Annotated in this window: 22 protein-coding genes; 16 read left to right on the forward strand and 6 right to left on the reverse strand. The window is 51.8% G+C overall.

Annotated features, from left to right (window positions below; translation table 11 throughout):
* The first annotated feature begins 61 nt into the window (after positions 1-61).
* From DWX59_RS15710 to DWX59_RS15730, 5 genes are all read left to right on the forward strand, one after another.
* Positions 62-1534: a UbiD family decarboxylase gene (locus tag DWX59_RS15710; protein WP_117560163.1), complete on the forward strand. Its 1473-nt coding sequence runs from the start codon at positions 62-64 to the stop codon at positions 1532-1534.
* Complete coding sequence (locus DWX59_RS15715; RefSeq protein ID WP_117560286.1) at positions 1513-2073, forward strand: UbiX family flavin prenyltransferase; 561 nt, start codon at positions 1513-1515, stop codon at positions 2071-2073. Before DWX59_RS15710 ends, DWX59_RS15715 begins: the two co-directional genes overlap by 22 nt.
* Before the next feature lie 5 nt (positions 2074-2078).
* Positions 2079-2522, forward strand: a complete 444-nt coding sequence (gene lpdD, locus DWX59_RS15720; RefSeq protein WP_227116720.1) for a prenylated flavin chaperone LpdD — start codon at positions 2079-2081, stop codon at positions 2520-2522.
* 80 nt (positions 2523-2602) lie between these two features.
* Positions 2603-2896 carry a YciI family protein gene (locus tag DWX59_RS15725; protein WP_117560164.1) on the forward strand — a complete coding sequence of 98 codons (294 nt, stop codon included), beginning with the start codon at positions 2603-2605 and terminating at the stop codon, positions 2894-2896.
* An 80-nt stretch (positions 2897-2976) separates the two neighbouring features.
* On the forward strand, positions 2977-3897 hold the full coding sequence (locus tag DWX59_RS15730) for a patatin-like phospholipase family protein (protein ID WP_117560165.1): 921 nt from the start codon (positions 2977-2979) through the stop codon (positions 3895-3897).
* Positions 3898-3973: 76 nt separating this feature from the next.
* On the opposite strand, the gene DWX59_RS30015 is transcribed toward DWX59_RS15730, so the two are convergent.
* From DWX59_RS30015 to DWX59_RS15740, 3 genes are read right to left on the reverse strand one after another with little or no spacing between them, the layout of a single operon-like run.
* A complete protein-coding gene (locus DWX59_RS30015) occupies positions 3974-4291 on the reverse strand; it encodes a DUF2461 family protein (protein ID WP_330665918.1) in 318 nt (105 codons plus the stop codon).
* Positions 4183-4539 carry a DUF2461 family protein gene (locus DWX59_RS30020; RefSeq protein WP_353626769.1) on the reverse strand — a complete coding sequence of 119 codons (357 nt, stop codon included), beginning with the start codon at positions 4537-4539 and terminating at the stop codon, positions 4183-4185. Before DWX59_RS30020 ends, DWX59_RS30015 begins: the two co-directional genes overlap by 109 nt.
* A gap of 11 nt (positions 4540-4550) precedes the next feature.
* Entirely contained in the window at positions 4551-5396 is an 846-nt protein-coding gene (locus DWX59_RS15740) for an RNA polymerase sigma factor (RefSeq protein WP_117560166.1), read from the reverse strand.
* Positions 5397-5651: 255 nt separating this feature from the next.
* On the opposite strand from DWX59_RS15740, the gene DWX59_RS15745 reads away from it, so the two are divergent.
* Positions 5652-6968, forward strand: coding sequence for a replication-associated recombination protein A (locus DWX59_RS15745; protein ID WP_117560288.1), 1317 nt, complete (start codon positions 5652-5654; stop codon positions 6966-6968).
* A gap of 22 nt (positions 6969-6990) precedes the next feature.
* Here DWX59_RS15745 and DWX59_RS15750 read toward each other — a convergent pair whose 3' ends face one another.
* Positions 6991-9831, reverse strand: a complete 2841-nt coding sequence (locus tag DWX59_RS15750; RefSeq protein ID WP_117560167.1) for an ATP-binding protein — start codon at positions 9829-9831, stop codon at positions 6991-6993.
* Positions 9832-10013: 182 nt separating this feature from the next.
* On the opposite strand from DWX59_RS15750, the gene DWX59_RS15755 reads away from it, so the two are divergent.
* Complete coding sequence (locus DWX59_RS15755) at positions 10014-10763, forward strand: SIMPL domain-containing protein (RefSeq protein ID WP_117560168.1); 750 nt, start codon at positions 10014-10016, stop codon at positions 10761-10763.
* Between the two features lie 167 nt (positions 10764-10930).
* Here DWX59_RS15755 and DWX59_RS15760 read toward each other — a convergent pair whose 3' ends face one another.
* Positions 10931-12283 carry an MATE family efflux transporter gene (locus tag DWX59_RS15760; protein ID WP_117560169.1) on the reverse strand — a complete coding sequence of 451 codons (1353 nt, stop codon included), beginning with the start codon at positions 12281-12283 and terminating at the stop codon, positions 10931-10933.
* Positions 12284-12508: 225 nt separating this feature from the next.
* Here DWX59_RS15760 and DWX59_RS15765 point away from each other — a divergent pair, with 225 nt between their 5' ends.
* Positions 12509-14086 carry a glutamate synthase-related protein gene (locus tag DWX59_RS15765; protein ID WP_117560170.1) on the forward strand — a complete coding sequence of 526 codons (1578 nt, stop codon included), beginning with the start codon at positions 12509-12511 and terminating at the stop codon, positions 14084-14086.
* A gap of 26 nt (positions 14087-14112) precedes the next feature.
* Here DWX59_RS15765 and DWX59_RS15770 read toward each other — a convergent pair whose 3' ends face one another.
* On the reverse strand, positions 14113-14625 hold the full coding sequence (locus tag DWX59_RS15770) for a ferritin-like domain-containing protein (RefSeq protein ID WP_117560171.1): 513 nt from the start codon (positions 14623-14625) through the stop codon (positions 14113-14115).
* 653 nt (positions 14626-15278) lie between these two features.
* Here DWX59_RS15770 and aspS point away from each other — a divergent pair.
* The 8 genes from aspS to treC all read left to right on the forward strand — a co-directional run bounded on the left by aspS (position 15279) and on the right by treC (position 26338).
* On the forward strand, positions 15279-16610 hold the full coding sequence (gene aspS / locus DWX59_RS15775; protein ID WP_117560172.1) for an aspartate--tRNA(Asn) ligase: 1332 nt from the start codon (positions 15279-15281) through the stop codon (positions 16608-16610).
* A 72-nt stretch (positions 16611-16682) separates the two neighbouring features.
* Positions 16683-16973: an Asp-tRNA(Asn)/Glu-tRNA(Gln) amidotransferase subunit GatC gene (gatC, locus tag DWX59_RS15780; protein ID WP_117560173.1), complete on the forward strand. Its 291-nt coding sequence runs from the start codon at positions 16683-16685 to the stop codon at positions 16971-16973.
* Between the two features lie 26 nt (positions 16974-16999).
* On the forward strand, positions 17000-18496 hold the full coding sequence (gene gatA, locus DWX59_RS15785) for an Asp-tRNA(Asn)/Glu-tRNA(Gln) amidotransferase subunit GatA (RefSeq protein ID WP_117560174.1): 1497 nt from the start codon (positions 17000-17002) through the stop codon (positions 18494-18496).
* Positions 18493-19932: an Asp-tRNA(Asn)/Glu-tRNA(Gln) amidotransferase subunit GatB gene (gene gatB / locus DWX59_RS15790; protein ID WP_117560175.1), complete on the forward strand. Its 1440-nt coding sequence runs from the start codon at positions 18493-18495 to the stop codon at positions 19930-19932. Before gatA ends, gatB begins: the two co-directional genes overlap by 4 nt.
* Positions 19933-20163: 231 nt before the next feature.
* Entirely contained in the window at positions 20164-21453 is a 1290-nt protein-coding gene (locus tag DWX59_RS15795; RefSeq protein ID WP_117560176.1) for an aspartate aminotransferase type Ic, read from the forward strand.
* Positions 21454-21645: 192 nt separating this feature from the next.
* A complete protein-coding gene (locus DWX59_RS15800) occupies positions 21646-22221 on the forward strand; it encodes a hypothetical protein (RefSeq protein WP_117560177.1) in 576 nt (191 codons plus the stop codon).
* Between the two features lie 398 nt (positions 22222-22619).
* The gene (gene treP, locus DWX59_RS15805; RefSeq protein ID WP_117560178.1) at positions 22620-24611 is read left to right on the forward strand and encodes a PTS system trehalose-specific EIIBC component; all 1992 of its coding nucleotides are present in this window, start codon (positions 22620-22622) and stop codon (positions 24609-24611) included.
* A 74-nt stretch (positions 24612-24685) separates the two neighbouring features.
* Positions 24686-26338, forward strand: a complete 1653-nt coding sequence (treC, locus tag DWX59_RS15810; protein WP_117560179.1) for an alpha,alpha-phosphotrehalase — start codon at positions 24686-24688, stop codon at positions 26336-26338.
* Positions 26339-26445 lie beyond the last annotated feature (107 nt).

Raw genomic sequence — 26445 nt, forward strand, 5'->3', positions numbered from 1 at the left:
AAGAATATAAACTGGACATAGAAGTTTTTTATGGAAAAATGAAGAAGAGGAGGTATATCAGGTGGGACAAAAGGTAAATGACCTGCGTTCTGCCCTGGAGCTTTTAAAATCAATGCCAGGCCAGTACGCAGAGACAGAGGTGGAGGTGGACCCCAGGGCGGAGCTTTCCGGCGTATACCGTTACATCGGCGCGGGAGGTACGGTCATGCGCCCCACAAAGGAAGGACCTGCCATGGTATTTAACAGGATAAAAGGACACCCGGGCGCAAAGGTGGCAATCGGTCTCCTTTCAAGCAGGACCCGTGTGGCCGCCCTTTTTGGCTGCCGGACTGAGGAACTGGGGAAAAAGCTGTGGGAATGTGCGTCACACCCCCTTAATCCGGTTGTGTCAGAGGAAAAGGCAGCCTGTCAGGAAGTGGTGCATCTGGCAGAAGAACCGGGATTCGATTTGGCCAGGCTGGTGCCCGCGCCCACCAATACGCCGGATGACGCGGGGCCATATATCACCCTGGGAATGTGTTATGCCAGCCATCCCGACACAGGGGCCAGTGATGTGACCATCCACCGCCTCTGCATACAGGGAAAGGATGAATTGTCCATTTTCTTTACCCCGGGGGCGCGGCATATAGGCGCCATGGCGGAACGGGCGGAAGAACTGGGACAGACCCTGCCCATATCCATCAGCATTGGCGTGGACCCTGCCATTGAAATCGGTTCCTGCTTTGAGCCGCCCACAACCCCCCTTTGGTACGATGAATTGTCCATTGCAGGCGCGCTCAGGGGAGAGCCGGTGAAGCTGTGCAGATGCCTTACGGTTGCGGAGAGGGCCATTGCCAATGCGGAGTATGTGATTGAAGGGGAAGTGGTTCCGGGCGCGCGGGTCCAGGAGGACAAGAACAGCCATACGGGATTCGCCATGCCGGAATTTCCGGGCTATACAGGACCTGCCAGCAGCCAGTGCCGGCTCATCCGGGTAAAGGCAGTGACCCACAGGAAAAATCCCATCATGCAGACCTGTATCGGTCCCAGCGAGGAACATGTGTCCATGGCCGGAATCCCCACAGAGGCCAGCATCTACGGCATGGTGGAAAAGGCCATGCCAGGTCGGCTTAAGAATGTATACTGTCCATCGGCAGGAGGGGGCAAATACATGGCGGTGCTGCAGTTCCAAAAAAAGACGGAAAGCGATGAGGGGCGGCAGCGCCAGGCGGCCCTGCTTGCATTTTCAGCATTCAGCGAGTTAAAGCATGTGTTCCTGGTGGATGAGGATGTGGATTGTTTTGACATGGGCGATGTACTGTGGGCCATGAATACCAGGTTCCAGGGAGATGCGGATATCATTACGATTCCCGGCGTGCGCTGCCATCCCTTGGACCCGTCCAATACCCCGGAGTGTTCGACGGGCATCCGTGGGAAGGGCATTGCATGCAAGACAATCTTTGACTGTACCGTGCCCTATGACCAGAAGAAGCGGTTTGTCAGGGCGCGTTTCATGGAGGTGGATCCGGAAAAATGGCTGACAGGATTGTCATAGGAATCAGCGGCGCCTCGGGCGCGCCCATTGCGGCCGCCCTTTTAAAGGCGCTTAAAAAAGAGCGGGTGCAGACCCACCTGGTCATCTCAAAAGGCGGGGCCATGACCATTGAACAGGAAACCGGGATGTCCGCGGCACAAATCGGGCAGCTGGCAGATGTGGTCTATGACAACCAGGACCTGGGCGCGGCCCTGGCCAGCGGAAGCTTTAAGACCCTGGGCATGGCCGTGGTCCCGTGCAGCATGAAGACCCTGGCGGGAATTCACAGCGGATATAGTGATAACTTGCTCCTCAGGGCAGCGGATGTGACCTTGAAGGAGCGGCGCAGGCTGGTGCTGGTGGCCAGGGAATGCCCGCTGAGCCCGGTTCATCTGCGCAACATGTACGAATTGTCCCAGATGGGCGCGGTCATCCTTCCGCCGGTCCTCAGCTATTATCATAAGCCGGAAACACTGGAGGAGATGACCGGTCATGTGGTGGGAAGGATAATGGACCAGCTGGGCATGGAATATGAAGGCTTCAGGCGTTGGGGAGGCTGACGGATATGGAAAAGGACCGTATGGATAAGGACCGTATGGAAAAGAACCGTATGGAAAGGCCGCCCTGCCCTGCCATGATAGAAAGATGGATTGATGAGCCGGAGGTCTCCGGCTGCATCAGGGCATATATGTTCCGTCTGGACGAGGGGGCCGGCGTCCTGATCATAGGCGGCTCAAGGACCCATGTGGGCGCTTTCAGCCGGACCGGGCCGGGACAGGACACAACGACTGTCCAGTTTCCGGGACACAAAGACGGGGTAATCAGCAGCCAGTGGTCAGAAACCCTTTGCCGTATCCTTGGGGAGCCGGTCAGCGTGGAGTGCGGGATTCATTTTGACAGCCTGTCCGGCAATGGCATCGGGCTGGTTGTGCGGATCTGCGGGGAGATGCTGGAGGAAGCCTGCCATTTTTTCAAAACATATGAATCCCATGGGACATCCGTGGTATAATACCAAAAGAACCCGCAGATGGAAAACGCAATTCGAGGCACGGCCAAAAGCGCAGGGGATAACTGACAGGAGGGGTGATTGTGAGATATTTTTTAGTAGAAGGAATCATCCGGGCAGCGGAAAACATGGATGACGCCATCATGAAACAGCACATGGCCTATACACAGAAAGCCATGGACCAGGGAAGCATCTTGATTTCCGGATTAAAGGCAGATATGGGCGGAGGCGTTTTTATTATAAGGACAGGGACCGCTGACCAGCTGGAAGAGTATCTTGACCATGAACCATTTAAACTGCATGGCATCCAGGACTACAGATGGGTGGAGTTTACCCCCCACTATGTAAATCCGTCCGCCGGGACCTGGATGGAATAAAAAGGAAGAAAATAAAAACACACCCAAGTCCTCTCCGTCATATCCTATATCATAGGATGTGGGATCCGGAGGGGACCTTTATGCATTATGGACTGGCATTGTCAGGGGGCGGGACCAGGGGGGCTGCCCATGTGGGTGTACTGAAGGCTCTGGAGGAAGCGCGGCTCCTGCCGGATGCAGTGGCCGGCACCAGCGCGGGCAGCATTGCGGCGGGGCTGTATGCCTCCGGCATGCCGGTCAGTGAAATGGAGAAAGCAGTACGCCAGCTGGCTGCCCATGGAAATGACTACCTGGACCCGGATTATTCCGGAATCATGGAGTTTGTGCCCAGGCTTCTCACCGGGAGAAAAATCAGCCTCCAGGGATATATAAAAGGAGATAAGCTGCTGTCCTATTTATGTGAGCTTACCGCAGGAAAGCAGCTGGATGAATCCGTGGTAAAGCTTGTAATTCCGGCAGTGGACCTGATTAGCGGCCAGACCCTTTGTTTTACCAATTCAGAAACAGCCGGGGCGCAGATGCATGTGAGATGGACCTGGGACGCCTATCTGTGTGAGGCCATGATGGCCAGCTCCAGTGTGCCTGGCATATTTGCCCCCAGAAAAATAGGGTCCTGGCTTCTGGTGGACGGAGGCGTTACCCACAACCAGCCGGGCGGGCTTTTAAAGGCTGCCGGGGCCGGGCCTGTCATTGCCGTGGACGTTGGAGCGCCGTACTCGGCGCCGGATGACGATTCCGTGATTGAAGTGCTTTCCCATTCATTTTCCATTATGGGCAGCCTTTTGGAAGAATGCCGCCCTCCGTCCGAGGCGCTCCGGCTCCATCTGCCTCTCCCCAAGGATGCCGGACTTCTCTCATTTGACAAAATGGAGGCGTGCATGGAGATAGGATACCAGTATATTAGGGAAATGATTCCCGCAATCAGGAAGGCACTGGACATGGAAAAACGTCCGGGCCCTCAAACGTATCCTGCTGCCCGGTCCTGGAACCAGTCCAGTTAGCCTGGATCCAGTCCGGTTAGCCTGGCATCCAGGCCGGTTAGCCTGGCATCCGGTCCGGTCAGCCAGGCCGTACCCCTCATCTCTCAGGCATTTTAAACCCTGCAAGGGCCTGGTTCAGATAATCGTTAAAGGGCTTCATTTTCAGGAAAATATCCACGGCCAGTTCCAGGAACTGCTCCGTATCCTCCACAACCGGATTGCTGACCGGGTACTCCAGGTACCAGCTTTTGAATTTCAGATAGTCTGCCATGGGATGTTCCCTGTCATAACCGCGGGGGACATTTTTCAATGCCATGCCCTGGACCGTGAAGGTCTCCTTGAAATCAGGAGACTGGATGACCTGTTCCCACTGGCCGGGATGGGAAGCTTGCCTTTGGAGGAGATATGGGCGCAAAAAGCCGGGTTGTAAGGGGATTTGTCATGACTGAAACGGGTATTCCTTACCAGCTTAAAGGTCAGGTCCCTGGGATTCTGGTTCAGGATGCTGCTGTCGGTTTTCCCAACCCTGTAAATCAGTTCCTGGACCAGGCCTTCAAATTCAGTCTTAGCTGCCAGGAATTCCTCTTTATGGGCGTGATACCATTGGCGGTCATTGTTATGGCTTAAATCAGTCAGGTATGTTAGCATTATGCTGTCCTTCATTGGCAGTCCTCCTATGCGTTCTTTACCAATGACAGTGAGGGGGATTCTAAAAAACTGGAAAGGAACTGTTTTGTCCGTTCCGGTGATTCATACATCCGGCAGAATGCAAAATAGGAAGCAAGGCCGTCAATGTCTTCCATGGCGTTTTTAAAACTTACGGTTGTTTCAGGATCGATTTCCTTTGCAGACGTATAATCCAGGACCTGGGGATTCAGCCTCCGGCTTTGGATGGCATAGTTCAGCCGGTTGGCGCAGCGGCATGTTCCGGAACCGTATTCGCCGCAGTACGCGGTGAGGAAATCAGCCATTTTCCTGCGTATCCTGGAAAGACGCTGGCGGTAAGCTTCCGGCGTCATATTAAGGATGGACCCGGCTGCGGTGCTGTCTAATTTGAACATGGTGCCCAGGATGAAGATACAGCGGCTTTCCATATCAAGACACTGGAGCATTACATTGGTGCAGGACATTTTAAGCTCCTCTGCAAGAAGCTCCTTATCAACGTCCTGGGTCAGGTCAGGAAGGTCCCGGGGCATCCCGCTGCGGATATCATTGCCATAGAATTCAAAATTCAGGGGACCCTGGGCAAACATATGCTTTTTGTAGTTAATCAGGTGGTTGGCGGCAATGCGGAACACCCAGGTGGAGAAGCTGCTTTCCTTTTTAAACGAGGAAAGATGGGTCATCACCTTTAAAAGGATATCCTGGGACGCGTCCTCGGCGTCAGGAAATGTTCCAAGCATCCGCAGTGATAGATTGAACACCATGTCCTGGATGCTGCCAATCAGCGCCTCAAGGGATTCCTTGTCCCCGCCGGCTGCCATGTCAATTAATTCTGATACATTCTGGTTTTTATTCATTCTCTTATACCTCCTTTAATTAATTAGACAAGGCATTGGGGGATGTGTGACAGGTAAATCATGTTCTGCGGTAAATCAGCATCCCGCATCAGGCTTTCCATGACCGCCGCCGTGCCGATAAAGTCCGCATTCCCGCCCGGCGTGACACGGATTATCTGGAAAGCCGGTGCCTTTCATGTTATATTTAATATAGCTGCCGATAACCGCATGATTATCGGAAAATAATAGAACGTATACGGGAAGGTGATAAAGATGATGGAACAGATGTCATTGTTTGATGACCGTCAGGTCTATAACCCCCTGGCCAGCCGGCTCAGGCCGGATGACCTGGACGGGTTTGTGGGGCAGGAACATCTGCTGGGAAAGGGAAAGATACTCCGTCAGCTCATAGAGCAGGACAAAATCCCGTCCATGATATTCTGGGGGCCGCCAGGTGTGGGAAAAACCACGCTTGCAGGTATCATTGCCCACAAAACCCATGCTGAATTCATTAATTTCAGCGCGGTCACCAGCGGCATAAAGGAGATTAAAGAGGTGATGGCCCAGGCTGAGAACAGCCGGAGGATGGGAATCAAGACCGTGGTGTTCGTGGACGAGATCCACCGCTTTAATAAAGCCCAGCAGGACGCCTTCCTTCCCTATGTGGAAAAAGGCAGCATCATACTGATTGGCGCCACCACGGAGAACCCCTCTTTTGAAATCAACGGCGCACTTCTTTCACGGTGCAGGGTATTTGTGCTTCAGGCCCTGACCCAGGAGGATTTGGCAGCCCTCTTAAAAAAGGCGCTTAAGCATCCAAAAGGGCTGGGTTATCTGAATGTGGATATGGATGACCATATGCTGGATATGATAGCCCAGTTTGCGGCAGGAGATGCCAGGACAGCCCTTAATACTTTGGAGATGGCTGTGACCAACGGGGAAATCAGCGCGGATAAGACCACGGTGACCATGGAGGTACTGAAGCAGTGCATTGGGAAGAAAAGCTTCCTCTATGATAAGAAGGGGGAGGAACATTATAATATCATATCCGCGCTCCACAAGTCCATGCGCAACTCGGATCCGGACGCAGCGGTTTACTGGCTGGCAAGGATGCTGGAGGCAGGGGAGGATCCCCTGTATGTGGCAAGACGGTTAATCCGGTTTGCCAGTGAGGATGTGGGGATGGCGGACAGCCAGGCCCTTCCCCTTGCGGTGGCCGCATACCAGGCATGTCATTTTCTGGGCATGCCTGAGTGTAATGTGCATCTGAGCCATACGGTCATCTACCTGTCCATGGCCCCCAAGTCCAATTCTGCCTATGTGGCCTATGAGACAGCAAAAGAGGATGCCCAGGCAACCATGGCGGAGACGGTTCCGTTAAATATACGGAACGCGCCCACGAAACTGATGGAGGAACTGCATTACGGGGAGGGCTACGTATATGCCCATGACACGGGAGAGAAGATGGCCCGTATGCAGTGCCTGCCGGATGCGCTGGCAGACAGGCAGTATTACCATCCAGACGGCCAGGGCGAAGAACCGGGAATCAAAAGGCGTCTGGAGCAGATAAGGCAGTGGAAATCCGGACAATAGACAGGAACATCCCCTTTATGCCTTACTTAGATAGATTCTGTTTCAATACATCCAGCAGATATGCCATGTCCACTGGTTTGGATACAAATCCGGTCATACCGGCCTGGGCAGCCGCGTCAGAATCCTCCTTAAAGGAATTGGCCGTCATGGCAACAATGGGAATGGAACTGCCGTCTGGATCCGTGCTGGACCGGATCCGCCTGGTGGCCTCCAGGCCGTCCATCACCGGCATGCGGATATCCATTAGGATTACATGATACGTGCCGGCCGGGTTTCCGGTAAAGTACTCCAGGGCTTCCAGTCCATTGGATACGCGTTCTATGTGGGCCCCGTTCATCTGAAGCAGTTCGGTTGCAATCTCCGCGTTCAGGTCATTGTCTTCTGCCAGCAGGATCCGCACACCGTCCAGGGGGGCGGGCCCAGGTACCTTTGGTTCCGGAACCGACGGCGCGGTTTCCGCAGGATGGCCGGACAGCTGAAACACGACCTGGAAATAAAACTCAGCCCCTTTGTGAGGCGAACTCCTTACCTTCAGTTCACCGCCCATTGCATTTACAATACTGCTGCTGATGGGAAGGCCAAGGCCTGTCCCGGCGCTCTTTGCGCTGGAAGACCCGATCTGCTCAAAGGAATCGAAAATCCGTTTCTGATGTTCTTGCGCAATCCCAATGCCGTTGTCTTTTACTGAGAAAAGGAATGCGGCCCTGGTTTCATCAGATCCTGTTTCCTGGACAAGGAGTCGTATCTGACCGCCCTCGGGCGTGAATTTGACTGCGTTGGACAGCAGGTTCACCAGTACCTGCCTCAGCCGCACCGGGTCTCCCTGGATATCGGAATGGGTGATATCTAAGTCCACTGTGAACAGGATGCCTTTGGATTCAGCCTGGCTGCGCATCATCCCTTCCAGGTCTGATAATAGGCGGCGGAGGGAGAAAACCTCGTCCATGATTTCCATTTTCCCGTTCTCAATCCTGGACATGTCCAGGATATCATTGATGAGGGACAGCAGGTATTGGGAGGAGGACAGTATCTTTTTTAAATTTGTTTCCACACGTTCAGGCAGCCGCTCCTCCATACAGGTCAGGTTTGCCAGCCCCATGATAGCGTTCATGGGCGTACGGATTTCATGGCTCATCCTGGACAGGAACTCTCCTTTGGCCCTGCTTTGGGCCTCTGCTTTTTCAAGTTCGCCCTGGATCATGGCGTTCCGAAGCCGCGCCTTCATGATGAGCAGGACGGATATGGCGGACAGCAGTACAAACGCACTGAAGATAGCTATAAAAGCCACCGGGTTGGCATAAATCAGCTCCCCCATTGTCATGGTGGAGTAACCCATGGATACCAGATTGCGGTCGGAAATGGTATTCCTTTCTTCCTCGGACAGGCTGAAGATGGATTTGTTCAGGATTGTCATCAGGTCCGGATTAATGGGGCGGTCCATTGCAAAGCTGATTTCCATGTTATTATTGATGCTGCTTAACGGTACAATGTTGGTATACCTGTGCGCCTGCATCTCATGCTCAATTGCAGGGGAAATACCATACACAAAATCAATCTCCCCCCGGTTAACGGCGTCCAGGTAATCACGCGGCGTGGCGAAGGAGCGTACATGGGCGGCCGCGATTGAATCGGGAACACGGCACCCGTCCATGACGCCGGCTGTCAGGCCATCGGACGGATAGTTGGCGGACTTGTTTTTGACAATGATATTGTTGAGGGTTATATAAGCTTTGGAAACCGCAAGTCCGTCAGCAGCGGCTGATTCCTGGGAATCCAGGTAATAGCCCAGTATATCAGCCTTTCGTTCCTTTACCAGCTGGACCGCTTCCTCGTAGGTATCCGTAAACACATAATCAAAGGCAAGGCCGGAGTAATCCGAGATATTCTCAAGCAGGTCAGGAAGAATCCCATTGTGATGGTCTGTTTTATCCCCCAGGCAGTAGAACGGGTGCCAGGCATTTACCACGGCAACGGTCACGGTCTGTTTGGATGCAATATAGGCCTGTTCTTCACTGCTCAGCTGGATTTTGGAATTATTTATATTGTTAAAGTTCTTCTCATAATGTTCCTCGGCGAATTTGGGGTCGGAGTTAAGTATTTTCTCAAGTCCCAGGTTCAGGCCGTCCAGTATATCATCATTTCCCTCATGGGTCACGACATAATAGGGCTGTGCCGGGAATTCCGCGGCAACCCGGTAATTGTCTGCTTCTGATTCATTGCCCAGAAGGAGGTCCACCTCCCCGGATTCCAGGAAGCGGTACATGTTGCCGTCCTCCTCAATCTCCTCAGAAGAATAGGTGCGGATACCGCATTGCAGGTTATTGAGCTGGAGGAAATTACGGAGTCTCTGACGCTTTTCAATGGCATGTTCATAGACGCCGATTATTTTGCCGTTCAAGGTGTTAAGCTCGTAGCTCTTTATGTCGGGGTCATCCTTTTGGCAGAGAAGCACGGCCTTACTGTTGCCCATGCTGTATTTGGGGTATGCAATCCGGGACTCATAGCTTTTTAGATAAAAGATGCCTCCCAATAAATCATATTTTCCCGTGAGAAATTCATCCAGGAGAAGATCCGGGTCCACGCTTATGTATTCATAATCCCAGTTGTTGTATTTTGCGATTTCATTGAGATAATCAACCAGAAGCCCCTTGTGACTGCCATATGCATCAGGGGCACATATGCCGGGAACTGGCGAAAATGCCACTGTAAGGGTCCGCGCCTCTGCATCCGGCATATCATTGCAGGCCGCAGGGGCGGAGGAAGGATTGGATGCATGAATAATACCTGTCCGCAATGACGACAGGGAAAAGACAAGAGCCATGACTAATATAATGAAACCCGCACCGCGGTGATATTTCTTCATGTCAGCACCTCATACCATAGACTACACTATTAGGCTATTCTATCACATTTACTGTTCAGGAGGCAACCAGATGGTAGGTTATTTGCCAGAAATAATTAAGAAAACCGTTCTTGTTTTTGCCTAAAGCCATGTTATACTGAAACCATGGTATAGAAAATTATGGAAAAGGAGGAGAACATCAGATGCGGGAATATAAATCCCTAGTAATTGCCTTGATTGCGGCTGTCAGTGCGGTTGCCTGTGTGAGCATTTTTACAGGAGGTCTGCTGGACTACAAGAAAACAGGAGGGGGAAGCGGAATCACGGCCACCGGGTCAGCAAGCTGTGATTTTGAATCTGACCTGATTGTGTGGAGGGGAAGCTTCTCTGTCCACGGAGACACGCCCAAGGACGCTTACAGTACCATAAAAGAAGATGCGGAACTGGTTAAGAAGTACCTGGAAGAAAACGGTGTGGCCGGGGACGAAATGGTATTCAGTTCCATCAACATTTCCCAGACCTACACATCCAGATATGATGAGGAAGGAAGATATCTGGGAGAGGAGCAGGATGGCTATGACCTGACACAGGGCATGACAGTCACTTCCCATGACATAGACAAGGTGGAGGAAATCTCCAGGGATATCACCACGCTGATTGAGGCGGGGGTGGAATTGGAATCCCAACAGCCGGAGTATTATTACACAAAGCTGGATGAGATGAAGCTGGATTTAATTGAGAAGGCAACAGCCAATGCAAAGAACCGGATTGATATCATGGCGGCAGGCACAGGCGGAGCCCCCGGAAAGCTTCTGAGCGCCAACCTGGGCGTGTTCCAGATTACGGCAAAGAATTCCAGTTCCGAGTCATACAGCTACGACGGGGTGCTGGATACCAGCTCAAGGTTTAAGACCGCGGTGATTACGGTCCGGCTGAATTACAGCGCCCAGTGAGGATTGGCACGGGATTTGGCTGGGATGCTGCCGGCGGCCAGTGACACGGGCCGGATGACGGTTTGTCATATTTCCATGGTTTAGATAAGCTTAAATGCCGGAATGGCCTGGGTTCACAGGCGTTCCGGCATTTATGAGGTATAGCTTAAAGATATTTCTTCCCAAAACTATTCACCAAGTGGTTTTATCTTCTCCACATAGATTTTCCTGAACAGGATGGAACTCAGTACCACGGAGGTAATCTCGGCCAGGGGAATGGAGTACCATACGGCGTGTAATCCAAAGACCTGGGCAAAGAAGTAGGCCAGCGGAAGGATACATACCAGCTGTCTGGCAACGGATATGATCAGGCTGTACACGCCGTTTCCCATGGCCTGGAAGACAGAGCCCACGATGATGCAGTAGCCTGCAAACAGGAAGCTGAGGCTTATGATCCTGAGGGCCGGTACCCCGATGGACAGCATGTCCGCATCTGCCTGGAACAGCATGAGCAGCTGGGGTGTCATCAGCTGGAATACGGCCAGGCCGATGAGCATGATGCCCACTGCGATACCGATGCTCAGGCGTACCGTCTCCATGATACGTTTTTTGTTACGGGCGCCGTAATTGTATGCAATAATAGGTATCATACCGTTGTTCAGTCCGAATATGGGCATGAAGATAAAGCTCTGAAGCTTGAAGTATACACCGAATACGGCTACGGCTGTTTCTGAAAAGCTGATAAGGATTTTATTCAGCCCAAAGGTCATCACAGAACTGATGGACTGCATTATAATGGAAGGAACACCCACCTGATAGATGATGGAAATGGTCCTTTTGTGGGGTGAGAATCCTTTAAAGCTGATGCGCACATCCTTATTTTTGGCGTGGTTCAGCATGGCGGCTAAGACCATGGCGACAATCTGTCCAAATACAGTGGCTGCGGCAGCTCCACGGATTCCCATGGCAGGAACGCCGAGAAGTCCGAAAATTAGGATTGGGTCCAGTATGATGTTGATGATGGCACCCGTGCCCTGGGTAATCATGCAATAGAAGGTCTGGCCCGTGGACTGGAGAATCCGCTCGAACATCATTTCACCGAACAGGCCAAAGCTGAAAATACATACAATCTGCAGGTACTGGATTCCATATTCAATGATAACAGGGTTGTCTGTCTGGCTTTCAAAGAAGAAACGCGCCCCGAAAATCCCAAACAGGGCAAAGAACAGAAAGCTTACAAAGGCCAGGAACAGTCCATTGACAGCGGCCAGGTTGGCATTTTTGGCATTCCTTTCCCCCAGGGAGCGGGACAGAAGGGCATTGACGCCCACACAGGTTCCGGCGGACACTGCAATCAGCAGGTTCTGGATGGGGAATGCCATGGAGACAGCAGTGAGGGCCGCCTGGTTAATCATGGATACAAAGACGCTGTCCACGATGTTGTACAGCGCCTGGACCAGCATGGAGATGATCATTGGCAGGGACATGGTGACCAACAGCCTCTTAACGGGCATGGTGCCCATCTTATTTTCTTGTGACATGTAATAACATCCTTTCTCGTTTGTGCATGAAAGATATTGTAGCATTTTCCAGGTGCTAAAGTCAATGGCATGGGCCGGTCTTGTTAAGGTATTCTTTGTCTGCCTGCAAAACAGGTCATATTTGCCTAATATATGCTGGACATAATGGAGTATCTGTGATACTATTAAATAGTAATGATTACTATTATTAATCTAAAAAGATTGGTCTGAGAAAGGAGCAGGGTTATGGCAGTATACCGTTGCAGGTTCTGTGGTTCAGTGTATGATGAGGAAAAAGAAGGTACAAAGGTCAGTGAACTTAAGGTCTGTCCTGTGTGCAGGGTGGCTTCTGATAAGATGGTGCCGGCTGACGGCGGGGCAAAGAAGACTGCGTCAGATGAGGGAACCTCCGGCGGGCCTGTCCCGGCAGAGCATGTCCAGCCAGCGCCCGGTCCGGCAGCGCATAGCCCGGCAGCGCATGTTCAGCCAGAGCATGGCCCGGCAGAACATAATCACAGGATGGAACCGGCGGCATCAAACATGGATGGTACACCGCCCGTACAGGCAGGCGCGGCTTCTGCGGTCCGCGTACCTGGGGAGGCGCTTCCTTATGATCCGGAATATGCAAGGGTGGGGACGGACAGCCGTTATATGGATGAGATTCATGAGATGGCGGTAAAAGGCCAATCCATCATTGCCGCCATGGGTACCCAGATGCCCATGCCGGGGTGGGATGACATCCTGTTTTTAGGAGCCCAGTTAAATCCCATGCCGTTAGATGAGCATGCTCCGGTTAAGACAGAGACCATTATCGGGAAACATGCAAGAAAGCCCATGGTACTGGAACATCCTGTATATATTTCCCACATGTCCTTTGGCGCGCTGTCAAAGGAGACCAAGATAGCTTTGGCAAAGGGAAGCGCGGCAGTGCACACAGCCATGTGCTCGGGTGAGGGAGGAATCCTTCCGGAAGAGAGGGATGCCGCATACCGGTACATTTTTGAATATGTACCAAACCTTTACAGCGTGACAGAGGAGAACTTAAAGAAGGCGGATGCCATAGAGATTAAAATCGGACAGGGGACAAAGCCTGGCATGGGGGGCCATCTGCCCGGGAATAAGGTGACGCCTGAGATAGCGGCGGTCAGGAACAAGCCTCTGGGACAGGATGTAATCAGTCCCTCACGTTTTCCGGGGATTGATACAAAGGAAGATTTAAAGGCGCTGGTTGCAAAGCTGCGTGAGGAATCGGACGGAAGGCCCATAGGCATTAAGATTGCGGCGGGCCGGATTGAGCGTGATCTGGAGTACTGTGTGTTTGCGGAGCCGGATTTCATAACCATTGACGGGCGCGGGGGAGCCACCGGAGCCAGCCCGAAACTGATCCGGGATGCAGCCAGTGTCCCCACCATATATGCCCTGTACCGCGCCAGGAAGTATCTGGATGAAACAGGGGCTGACATTGACCTTGTGATTACAGGAGGGCTCAGGGTATCCTCTGATTTTGCCAAGGCCCTGGCCATGGGAGCGGACGCGGTTGCCATTGCCTCCGCGGCCCTGATTGCGGCTGCCTGCCAGCAGTACCGCATCTGCGGCACCGGCATGTGCCCGGTGGGTGTGGCTACCCAGGACGGGAACCTGCGCCGCCGCCTGCCGGAGGAGGCCGCCGCTATGAGGGTTGCCAATTTCCTGCATGTATCCCTGGATGAGATTAAGACATTTGCAAGGATTACGGGCCACGATGACATCCATGATATGGATGTGGACGACCTGTGTACCATTAACCGGGAAATTTCTGAATTTACCAATATAAGCCATGCCTGATCCGGCAGGATGAAGAAACTTTGCTGTTAGCAATATGTCCTGTAAACCTGCTCAAAAATCTCTACATGGAGCCGTTCATCCAGTATGATGCGGCGCAGGATTTCCGTGATATTCTCGTCCCGTATGTAGGCAATCTGATGCTGGTATTTACTGATGGCGGCCTTTTCGCTGTTGATGGCATTGTGCATCAGCGCAGGAAGTTCACAGGGATATTGGTTGTAGCTGGGGGACCAGTAGGTCTTTTTGCAGCCATAATGGGTCCACATCCTTGGGTCCTCCCCCAGCTGCAATGCTAATTTCCCAAATATTTCCAAGTGGTGCATTTCCACTATGCTTACCTTGTGGAAGATGGCGGCAATCTCCTTTTTCTCCTCCAGGATCAGGTTATTATACACATACAGGCTGATGGCCGACATTTCAGAGTTAAGGCCTCCGATGTTGTCCAGCATGGCCTTAGCATAGGCGGGATTTTTCATTTCCACCTTAATGGGCGGATAGGGAAGATCGGCAGTGTACCGTAAATCGTCCATGGATAACATGCTATGCTCCTTTATGATATTAAGATTCCATAGTCCAATGTATGAAAAAGGACGTCTGAATATACAAATTTTCTAAAAATGAAAAGTGACAAATTTTAGTTCTTGACATTATCATGCTGATGTACTATTTTAGTAGATAAATAATTAAAAGCAATGAAAGAGACTCTTGCCTGAGGAATGTAACAGGAAGGGGGCGTCACCGACTGAGAGCGCCGCCGCGCAGGACTGGGCGAAGGGAACACTCCGGAGCTGGTATATTGAAGCGGTTTTGCCCATACCCGGGCAGGGCTGACAGTAGGTATACCCGTTGCACACGTTACGTGCAAAGAGAGGAGAACGGAAGCCTTATGAAAAGTGGCGCTGATCTGCGCAGTGCAGCGCTGTCATACAGGTTAAGGTCTCAATGCGGGTGGTACCGCGGGAATGTCTTATGGATGGAATCCCGTCCCGGAATGCAGTTACTGTGTTCCGGGGCGTTTTTTATTGCAGGTAATATCCTTATAGGTCCCGGAACCGGATGTCGCTGGCGCACTGCAATATAATATGATTAATGCAGCGCCAGGTTGCAGTCCGGAACGTACCGGTATGGGTTATCTGTAGAGCGGAATCATATCCGTATCTGCCTGCCGTACGTTCCGAAAGGAGCGAATACCATGGAATTTATCAGCGGAATAAGGGAAAAGGAAGTCCTGGGAATCCAGGAAGTAATCAGTGGGGATTATGAGGGCAGGACGGTACGCATGAACGGAACCGTGCACACCATCCGCCATATGGGCGAGGTGGCGTTTGTAATACTCAGGAAAGCAGAGGGCCTGGTGCAGTGCGTATGTGAAGGCGCTTCGGGACACTTGGATCTAAAAGAACTAAAGGAAGAGTGCGCGGCAGAGGTAAAGGGAACCGTGAGGAAGGAGGAAAGGGCGCCCCATGGATTTGAAATCCGTGTGGAGGACATAAAAATCCTGTCCCGCCCAGCGGACGCCATGCCTATCCCGGTGAACAAATGGAAACTTAACACCTCCCTGGAGACAAAGCTGGCTTTCAGACCCATTTCCCTGCGCAATATCAGGGAGCGGGCAAAATTCAAAATCCAGGAGGGAATCGTAAGGGGGTTCAGGGATTACCTGTTCAGCCAGGGCTTTACGGAGATACACACGCCCAAGATCGTGGCCCGGGGGGCAGAAGGCGGTTCCAACGTGTTCAAGTTGGACTATTTCAACAAAAAGGCAGAGCTGGGACAAAGCCCGCAGTTTTATAAGCAGACCATGGTGGGCGTTTATGACCGGGTGTTTGAGACAGCTCCTGTGTTCCGGGCGGAAAAGCATAACACCACCCGCCATCTGAACGAATACACCAGCCTGGATTTTGAGATGGGTTATATCGATGGATTTGAAGACGTGATGGACATGGAGACCGGCATGCTCCAGTATGTCATGGAGCTGTTAAGCAGGGAGTACGGGAAAGAACTGGATATACTGAAGGCAGGACTTCCGGATGTGGGCCGGATTCCCGCGGTACGTTTCGACGAGGCAAAAAAGCTGGTGTCTGAAAAATACAGCAGGAAGATACGCAACCCATATGACCTGGAACCCGAGGAGGAACTGCTGATCGGCCGTTACTTCAAAGAGGAATATGGAAGCGATTTTGTGTTTGTGACCCATTATCCGTCTAAAAAGCGTCCCTTTTATGCAATGGATGACCCGGAGGATTCTAGGTTTACCCTGACCTTTGACCTTCTGTTCAAGGGACTGGAGGTTACCACGGGAGGACAGCGGATCCATGACTACCATGGGATTATTGAAAAGATGAAGAAACGTGACATGGACCCGGAGGATATAGAATCCTACCTGATGATATTTAAATATGGAATGCCGCCCCACGGCGGTCTTGGAATCGGACTGGAGCGGCTGACCATGCGGCTTCTGGATGAACAGAATGTAAGGGAAGCCTGTATGTTCCCGCGTGATGTGACAAGGCTGGAGCCTTAGGGCGTGCAGATGGCGGGAATGATTTTTCAGATACGCCTTAGGCATGAGACACAGCAGAAAGGAGTATGGAGCATGGCAAATATCATAGATGACAAAACCATTGAGTATGTGGGTATCCTGGCCAAGCTGGAACTTTCAGAGGAAGAGAAGCAGGAAGCCAAAAAGGATATGGGCCGCATGCTGGATTATATTGACAAGCTGAATGAACTGGATACAGAAGGGGTTGAACCCATGACCCATGTATTCCCTGTCAGCAACGTGTTCCGGGAGGACGTTGCAGCCGGAGGGGATGACCGTGACAATATCCTTGCCAATGCGCCGGAACAAAAGGACGGCGCGTTCAAGGTTCCAAAGACCGTATAGGGAGTCAGATCAGGAGGACAGGAAGAATGGGATTATCAGAATTAACCGCCCTTGAACTGGGCAGGCAGATAAAAGAGGGCCGTGTGACGGCCGTGGAGGCCGCCCGGGAAGCCCTGGAGCGGATAAAGGACCTGGAGCCATCCATCCACGCATATGTGACCGTGGATGAGGAGGGAGCGTTAAAACGGGCGGCACAGGTCCAGAAACAGATTGAGGCAGGAACCCTTACCGGCCCCCTGGCCGGGGTGCCCATGGCCGTGAAGGACAATATGTGTACAAAAGGACTTAAGACCACCTGCAGTTCCAGGATATTATACAATTTCATACCCACCTACACGGCCCAGGCAGTCCTTAACCTGGAACAGGCAGGAGCCGTGATCCTGGGAAAGACCAACATGGATGAGTTTGCCATGGGAAGCACCACCGAGACCTCGGCCTTTGGCGTTACCAGGAATCCCTGGAACACGGAACATGTTCCGGGCGGTTCCTCAGGCGGTTCCTGTGCCGCGGTTGCTGCCGGTGAATGTTTTTACGCCCTGGGATCGGATACCGGCGGATCCATCCGCCAGCCCAGTTCCTTTTGCGGCGTCACGGGAATCAAGCCCACCTACGGGACCGTGTCCCGTTATGGCCTGATTGCCTATGGTTCATCCCTGGACCAGATTGGACCTGTGGCAAAGGATGTGTCTGACTGCGCGGCCATACTGGAAACGCTGGCAGGACAGGATCCAAAAGACAGCACCAGTGTCAGGCGCAGCAGCTATGACTTTACCTCAGCCCTTGTGGATGACGTGAAGGGGATGCGCATCGGCGTCCCGCAAAGTTATCTGGGGGAGGGACTGGACCTGGAGGTAAGGGAAGCAGTGCTGGACGCGGCCCGGGTGTTAAAGGAAAAAGGCGCCGTGGTGGAGTACTTTGACCTGAAGCTCACAGACTATGCCATCCCTGCCTACTATGTCATTGCATCCGCGGAAGCCAGTTCCAACCTTTCACGTTTTGACGGCGTGAAGTACGGGTACCGCACGCCGGACTATGAGGGCCTTCACAGCATGTATAAGAAAAGCAGGTCCGAGGGCTTTGGGCCTGAGGTGAAGCGGCGTATCATGCTGGGCTCCTTTGTGTTAAGCTCCGGTTACTATGATGCATATTATCTGAAGGCGCTGCGTACCAAGGCGCTGATTAAACAGGAATTTGACCGTGCCTTTGGGCGGTATGACGTTATCCTGGCGCCTGCGTCCCCGGACACGGCCCCGCGCCTTGGGGAGTCCCTTAGGGATCCCTTAAAAATGTACCTGGGCGACATTTACACCATTTCCGTGAACCTGGCAGGCCTGCCGGGGATAAGCGTCCCCTGCGGCAGGGATTCAAGGGGACTTCCCATCGGCCTGCAGCTGATTGGAGACTGTTTTAAGGAAAAAGATATCATCCGGGCAGCCTATGCATATGAAAGAACAAGGAATCGGGAGATGCCGGATATGTCCTATCCGGACTTACATTCCGGGAAAGAGGAGGCCAGATCATGAGCAGACAGTATGAAACCGTAATCGGCCTGGAGGTCCATGTGGAACTGGCCACCAAGACCAAGATTTTCTGTTCCTGTCCCACTGCCTTTGGCGGGGCGCCGAATACTCACACATGTCCTGTGTGCACGGGCATGCCAGGCTCCCTTCCCGTACTGAATAAACAGGTGGTGGAATATGCGCTGGCCGTGGGCCTTGCGGCCAACTGCCAGATTAACCAGTACTGCAGGTTTGACAGAAAGAACTATTTTTATCCGGATAACCCGCAGAACTATCAGATTTCCCAGCTGTACCTTCCCATATGCCGGGATGGATGGGTGGAGATAGAGACTGTATCCGGGGGAAAGAAACGGGTGGGAATCCACGAGATCCACATGGAGGAGGATGCGGGCAAGCTGATCCACGATGAGTGGGAGGACTGCTCCCTGGTGGATTATAACAGGAGCGGCGTGCCTTTGATTGAAATCGTATCCGAGCCAGACATGAGGAATGCGGAGGAAGTGATTGCATACCTGGAGAAGCTGCGCCTGATCATCCAGTACCTGGGCGCCTCTGACTGTAAACTGCAGGAAGGCTCCATGCGCGCGGACGTGAACCTGTCTGTCCGCGAAGCGGGGGCACTGGAACTGGGCACCAGGACGGAGATGAAGAACCTGAACTCCTTTAAGGCCATTGCAAGGGCCATTGAGGGGGAGAGGAAACGCCAGATTGAACTTCTGGAGGAGGGGAAGAGGGTGGTCCAGGAAACCCGGCGCTGGGATGATAACAAGGAGAGTTCAAAAGCCATGCGTTCCAAGGAAGATGCCCAGGATTACAGGTATTTCCCGGATCCGGACCTGGTGCCGCTGGTCATAAGCGATGAATGGATTGAGGCCGTGAAGGCCAGGCAGCCGGAGCTGCACACGGAAAAAATCATCCGCTATATGGAAGAATACGGGCTTCCCCGGTATGACGCGGGGCTGATTACCAGTTCCAAGCACATGGCCGGCCTGTTTGAGGAAACGGTCAGGCTGTGCGGCAGACCAAAGGAAGTGTCCAACTGGCTTATGGTGGAGGCCATGCGCCTTATCAAGGAACATGAGATGGATGCGGACCATATCCGGTTTTCACCAGCCAACCTGGCGGCCCTGATCCGGATGGTGGAACAGGGGGACATTAACCGGACGGTTGCAAAGACGGTATTTGAGGAGATTTTTGATAAAGATGTGGAGCCGGAGGCCTTTGTGGAGGAAAAAGGGCTGAAGGTGGTAAATGACGAAGGCGCCCTGCGCAGTACCATTGAACGTGTGCTTGCAGCCAATCCCCAGTCCGTGGCAGATTATCATGGGGGCAAGGAACGGGCCATGGGATATCTGGTGGGTCAGACCATGCGGGCCATGAAGGGAAAGGCAGACCCGGCCATGGTGAACCAGATTGTGAAGGAACTGCTGTCCTGCTGAAGGATGAACCGGACAATCCCAAAGGGAAAGTCTATAAGTAAAGACACAAAAAGGAAAGCCAAACATAAGCATAACTTTCACCAATATAAGAAATTTTTGTATTGACGGAAAGCCCCACTTGGTGTATGCTTATGTACAATGCACGAAAGTGTAAATCGGTGGCTGACAGATGTACGCCTGCTGGCTACAATAGAGCGAAGAGAATAATGAAGGGTATCAAGGAGGATATTTATGAAGCCATATGCAGAGATGACCAAAGAAGAACTTGTTGCGCTACGCAAGGAACTGAAAGCACAGTACCGTGAAATGCAGGGTAAGGATTTAAAGCTGGATATGTCCAGGGGCAAGCCGTGCGTGGAGCAGTTAGACCTTTCCATGGGGCTCATGGATGTTCTCAGCAGCAATGACGACCTGACCTGTGAGGACGGAACCGACTGCCGCAACTACGGGGTGCTGACAGGGATTGACGAGGCAAAGGAACTGCTGGCCGACATGATGGAAGTGAACCCTTCCACGGTTATCCTGTACGGCAACTCCAGCCTGAACGTCATGTATGATACGGTATCCCGCGCCATGACCCATGGAATCATGGGCAACACTCCCTGGTGCAAGCTGGATAAGGTTAAGTTCTTATGCCCCGTTCCCGGATATGACCGCCATTTTGCCATCACTGAGTATTTTGGAATTGAGATGATCAATGTTCCCATGACTCCCCAGGGTCCTGATATGGATATGGTGGAGGAGCTGGTGGCGTCGGATGACTCCATCAAGGGCATCTGGTGTGTTCCAAAGTATTCCAACCCACAGGGTTATTCCTACTCCGATGAGACGGTGCGCCGTTTTGCAAGGCTGGAGCCGGCAGCGCCTGACTTCAGGATTTTCTGGGATAACGCATATGGCGTACACCACCTCTACGACCACGACCAGGACCACCTGATTGAACTCCTGGCAGAGTGCAAGCGTGCAGGCAATCCGGATTTGGTATACAAGTTCGCCTCCACCTCCAAAATCAGCTTTCCCGGTTCCGGGGTTGCGGCCCTTGCCACATCCCACAACAACCTGGAGGACATCAAGGCACAGTTAAAGAACCAGACCATCGGCCATGACAAGGTAAACCAGCTAAGGCACGTGCGCTTCTTTGGGGATATCCACGGCATGGTGGAGCACATGAGAAAACACGCGGACATCATCCGTCCCAAATTTGAGGCGGTAGAAGAAATCCTTGAAAGGGAACTGGGCGGCCTTGGAATCGGGGAGTGGACCCAGCCAAAGGGCGGTTACTTTATTTCCTTTGATTCCCTGGAGGGCTGTGCAAAGGATATCGTGGCAAGATGCAAGAAGGCCGGCGTTGTGATGACTCCTGCCGGGGCAACCTATCCATATGGAAAAGATCCCCAGGACAGCAACATCCGCATTGCACCCACCTATCCTCCGTTAGGTGATTTAATCACGGCATCCGAGCTGTTTGCCCTGTGCGTGAAGCTTTCCAGCGTGGAGAAGCTGTTAAAGGGCATGGATTAAAGTACCCTTTTAAGGAAAATGATTCAAGTGTAAAAACAGGATCTTTATCAGATAATGATAGGGAGCAGTCCTTCCATACAAAGGACCTGCTCCCTGTTTCCGTTTTAGCGGCAGAACCTGCTTTGTCCGGGAATGCCGATTCAATCATAAGCCGTTTATACGGCGGGACATCTGATAAAGGAGGCCAGGGCCATGAAAGGCGCTTCAGGACGGTTTAAAGGTAAATACGATCTCTTTACCATCTATTTAGTACCGGGCGCAACCGTACTGTTGGCATCCCTTGGAAGCTGGACCGACACAAACCTTTCTGTTCTTGGCAATCTGTCAGGCCATAAGCTGCTGTTTGCCGTGTGGGGTATTTTTACCGGGATTTACTACTGCATCTATGTCCGTTACCTCTTTAATATAGGAAGATACAGGAACACGGCCGGGAAAAGCCTGGTGTACACCGCGGCTGCATTTCTCCTTACAGCGGTTATGATTCCCTATACCCCGGAACAATATCCCTTAAAGGCCCACTTGCACGTGCTGCTTGCATTCTTATCCCCCATCCTTCTGACATTGGGTATTGTAAGCTTCCTGCGGTTCCTCAGCAGCAGGGACAGGCCAAGGTACAGGCAGGCCTGGAATGTCATGTGGCTTATGGCTGCATGCGCATGTATGCTCCTTTTGCGGGCAGGTTTTATCACCAGCATCCTGGAAGTATTCCTGGTGATTGGGCTGTGCGGATATCTGAGGTATATGGAACGGCTCCTGGTAAGCCGGTAAAACAGTATTCCGGGATGTGAAAAAGGGGCTGTTGTGAAATAGCTGAGTAGCTTACTTGGTTATGGAGCAGCAGCTCCTTTTTTCTGCCTGTATAACCAGATGGATGACCGCCCTGCGCAGGGCATGGTGACCATTTATGGACTGCCCATGGATTGATTGTAACGGTTCATGAATCCGATGTGAAAACGGGGGCGGAACTGTTACAATATATTATAGAAGAGAATTCATATAATTTACAAACTTGTTTAAACAAATATTCCAGATTGATATTGACATGTTTAAACAAGAGTGATATAACATAATTAAGCAACATGTTTAAACAAGTACGAGGCAAGTACAGAAATAAGTACAGAGATAAGTGCGGAAACAAGTTCAGAAACAGGTGGAGGGACCAAAGTATGGGTAAATACGCGGAAGACGCAAAACAGCTGCTGCGTCTGGTAGGAGGAAGAGAGAACATTGCGGCAGTTTCACATTGCATGACAAGAATGCGTTTCGCCTTGGCGGAGCCGGGAAAAGCGGATGTGAAAGCAATCGAGGCAATGAAGGTTGTGAAAGGAAGCTTTACACAGTCAGGGCAGTTTCAGGTAATCATCGGCAATACGGTAGCTGATTTTTACAATGATTTTGTAAAAGAGGCTGATATTGAAGGCGTGTCAAAGGACGCGGTGAAGCAGGCGGCAAAGAAAAACCAGAACGTGCTGCAGCGGATGGTCACTGCGCTGGCAGAGATTTTTGCGCCGCTGATTCCGGCAATCATTACAGGCGGTTTAATCCTTGGCTTTAGAAACTGCATTGACAGCCTTTATCTGTTTGAAAATGGGACCAAGGCCTTATGCGACATCAGCCAGTTCTGGGCCGGCATTGACAGTTTTCTGTGGTTGATTGGCGAGGCGGTATTCCATATGCTTCCGGTCGGCATCTGCTGGTCAGTGACAAGGAAGATGGGTACCACGCAGATGCTTGGCATTGTCCTTGGCCTTACACTGGTATCCGGTCAGTTATTGAATGCCTATGCGGTTGCGGGAACAGCGGCAGCAGATATCCCAAGGTGGGATTTTGGCGGCTTCCAGGTAAATATGATTGGTTATCAGGGACAGGTGATTCCTGCAATCCTGGCTGCATTTACCCTGGTATATCTGGAAAAATTCTTCCGGAAGATTACGCCCCAGGTAATCTCCATGATTGTTGTCCCGTTCTGCAGTTTGTTATTGTCGGTAATAGCGGCGCATTTTGTACTGGGTCCAATTGGCTGGAAGATTGGAGCGGCAGTTTCCGCCCTTGTTTTTGCCGGGATTACCGGAACCTTTAAGGTTGTATTTGCGGCTGTTTTCGGTGTTATCTATGCGCCGCTGGTAATCACGGGACTTCATCATATGTCCAATGCCATTGACCTGCAGCTGATTGCGGATTATGGGGGAACCATGCTGTGGCCCATGATTGCGCTCTCCAATATTGCCCAGGGTTCCGCGGTGCTTGGAATGATCTGGCTGCAGAGAAAGGATCCTGAAGCACAGGAGGTAAATATTCCGGCATGTATATCCTGTTACCTTGGCGTTACGGAACCGGCTATTTTCGGTGTGAACTTAAAGCGGGGATTTCCGTTTGTCTGCGCAATGATCGGCTCCGGCATCGCGGCGGTTGTCTGCGTAGCCACAGGGACAACCGCCAATGCCATTGGCGTAGGAGGGATTCCCGGTATCCTGTCCATCCAGCCTCAGTTCATGGCATCCTTTGCAGTCTGCATGGTGATTGCATTTGCAGTCCCATTCATATTGACCGCGGCCGCGGGAAAGAAGCGCCTGCTGGCAGCTCCTGTAAATGGGACGGCAGAACTGGCGGAAATTGCCGCGGCCCCAGGCACAAGCGCAGCGGCAGGTGCAGCGGCTTTGGTGCTGCGTGAAAAAGAAGCGCAGGAAGAACAGGGCAATGCATCGGGAAAATTAACCGCATTTTTGTCCGGAACCTCTATTCCCCTGGCCGAAGTGGGAGACGGCGTTTTCTCAGCCGGTATCCTGGGTGACGGCATGGCAATCATCCCGGAAAGCGGGACACTGTATGCGCCGGCAGATGCAGAGGTTGCGGCTTTGATGCCGGATTCACGCCATGCCTGCGGATTAAAGCTGGAAAACGGCATGGAAGTCCTGCTGCATATTGGAATTGACACGGTAGGCATGAATGGGGATGGATTTGAATATCTGGTGCAGGAAGGACAGAAGGTCTGCGCGGGAACGCCGCTGATTAAATTCGACCGGGCAAAAATCAGGGCGGCAGGCCATCCGGATGTTACGGTATGCATCATCAGTAATATGGGAAACGCCAAAGATATCCGGTTCCATACAGGAATGGGTGTAAAAGAAAATGAAACCGCAGTGGCAACGTTCAGATAAATGATACAGTGGCAACGTTCAGATAAATGATACAGCGGCAACGTTCAGATAGATGATGTACAGGGAGGCTCAAAATGGCAGATTTTAGTAATAAAGTAGTGTATCAGATATATCCCAAATCTTTTCGGGATACCAACGGGGATGGATTTGGAGATATCCCCGGAGTAATTGAAAAATTAGATTATCTGCAGGATTTAGGCGTGGATTATCTGTGGCTGACACCGTTTTTTCCATCCCCCCAGCATGATAACGGGTATGATGTGGCGGATTACCGTTCGGTTGACCCCAAGTTTGGGACCATGGAAGATTTGGAGGAGCTGATCAGGCAGGGGGAAGACAGAGGAATCGGTCTGATGCTTGACATGGTATTCAACCATACTTCCACGGAACACGCATGGTTCCAGAAGGCTCTGGCAGGGGATGAACGGTATCAGAAGTATTATATTTTCAAAGATGGGGCGCCGGATTGCCCGCCCACGAACTGGCAGTCAAAATTCGGCGGCCCGGCATGGGAATATGTGCCATCCCTAAAAAAATGGTATCTCCGGTTATACGATGTGACCCAGGCGGATTTAAACTGGGATAATCCAGAAGTCCGGGAAGAATTAAAGGAAATCCTTCGGTTCTGGAAAAAGAAAGGCATTCAGGCGTTCCGCTTTGATGTGATTAATCTGGTTTCCAAACCAGAGCACATGGAAGATGATCTTGAAGGGGACGGACGCAGGTTCTACAGTGACGGTCCCCATATCCATGGGTATCTGAAAGAATTGGTAAGGGATGCTGGGATTGAGGATTTCATGACCGTGGGCGAGATGTCCTCAACATCCGTTGAACACTGTATCCGGTATTCCGCGCCGGAAGAAAAAGAACTCTCCATGTGCTTTAATTTCCACCATCTGAAAGTGGATTATAAAGATGGGGATAAATGGGCGCTCATGCCTGCGGATTATAAGAAATTAAAGGAACTTTTCGTGGAATGGCAGACGCAGATGCAAAAAGGGCATGGTTGGAACGCACTGTTTTGGTGTAACCACGACCAGCCCAGGATTGTAAGCAGGCTGGGGGATGAAACCGTTTATTGGAAGGAATCAGCAAAAATGCTGGCAGGCATGATTCATTTTATGCGCGGGACCCCATATATCTATCAGGGGGAAGAGATTGGGATGCTGAATGCCCATTATCCCTCCATCGGGCAGTACCGGGATGTAGAAAGCCTGAATTATTATCAGATTCTGCTGGATCAGGGAAAGACGGAGAAAGAAGCGCTGGAAACCTTAGCAGCCAGGTCCCGGGACAACAGCAGGACCCCCATGCAGTGGAACGGGGAACGGTATGGCGGATTTTCTGAAGCAGCGCCGTGGCTTTCCATGTCTGCCCGGTTTAGAAAAGAGATTACGGTGGAAGCCCAGCAAAAGGACAAGGATTCCATTCTTGCTTTTTATAAGAAGCTGATTGCCATGAGAAAAACATATCCGGTGATTGCAGAAGGCGGGATTTCGTTTTTGGAGACAGGAACGGATATGGTGCTGGCTTACCAGAGGATTCTTGGGGAACAGCAGCTTGTGGTGCTCTGTAATCTGGATGGGAAGAGGCAGACCATCAAGACGTCCGGACAGTGGAAGGACTTTAAGGTCTTATTGGAAAATTATGAAGGACGGGAAATGGTTCTGGAGGAAGGGACCTTTACAATGGAACCATATGGGTTCATGGTTCTTATCAGCAAATAGGGAAAAGGAGCGCTGCTTCATGGCTGAAACAGCCATTTGGCAGCACTCCCTTTCCGGGCAGTAAAAACAAACCGTTTATTTGGAGTGTATTAGAGATATCTCTAACA

This window comes from Enterocloster aldenensis (assembly GCF_003434055.1).
GTDB classification, from domain to species: Bacteria; Bacillota; Clostridia; order Lachnospirales; family Lachnospiraceae; genus Enterocloster; species Enterocloster aldenensis.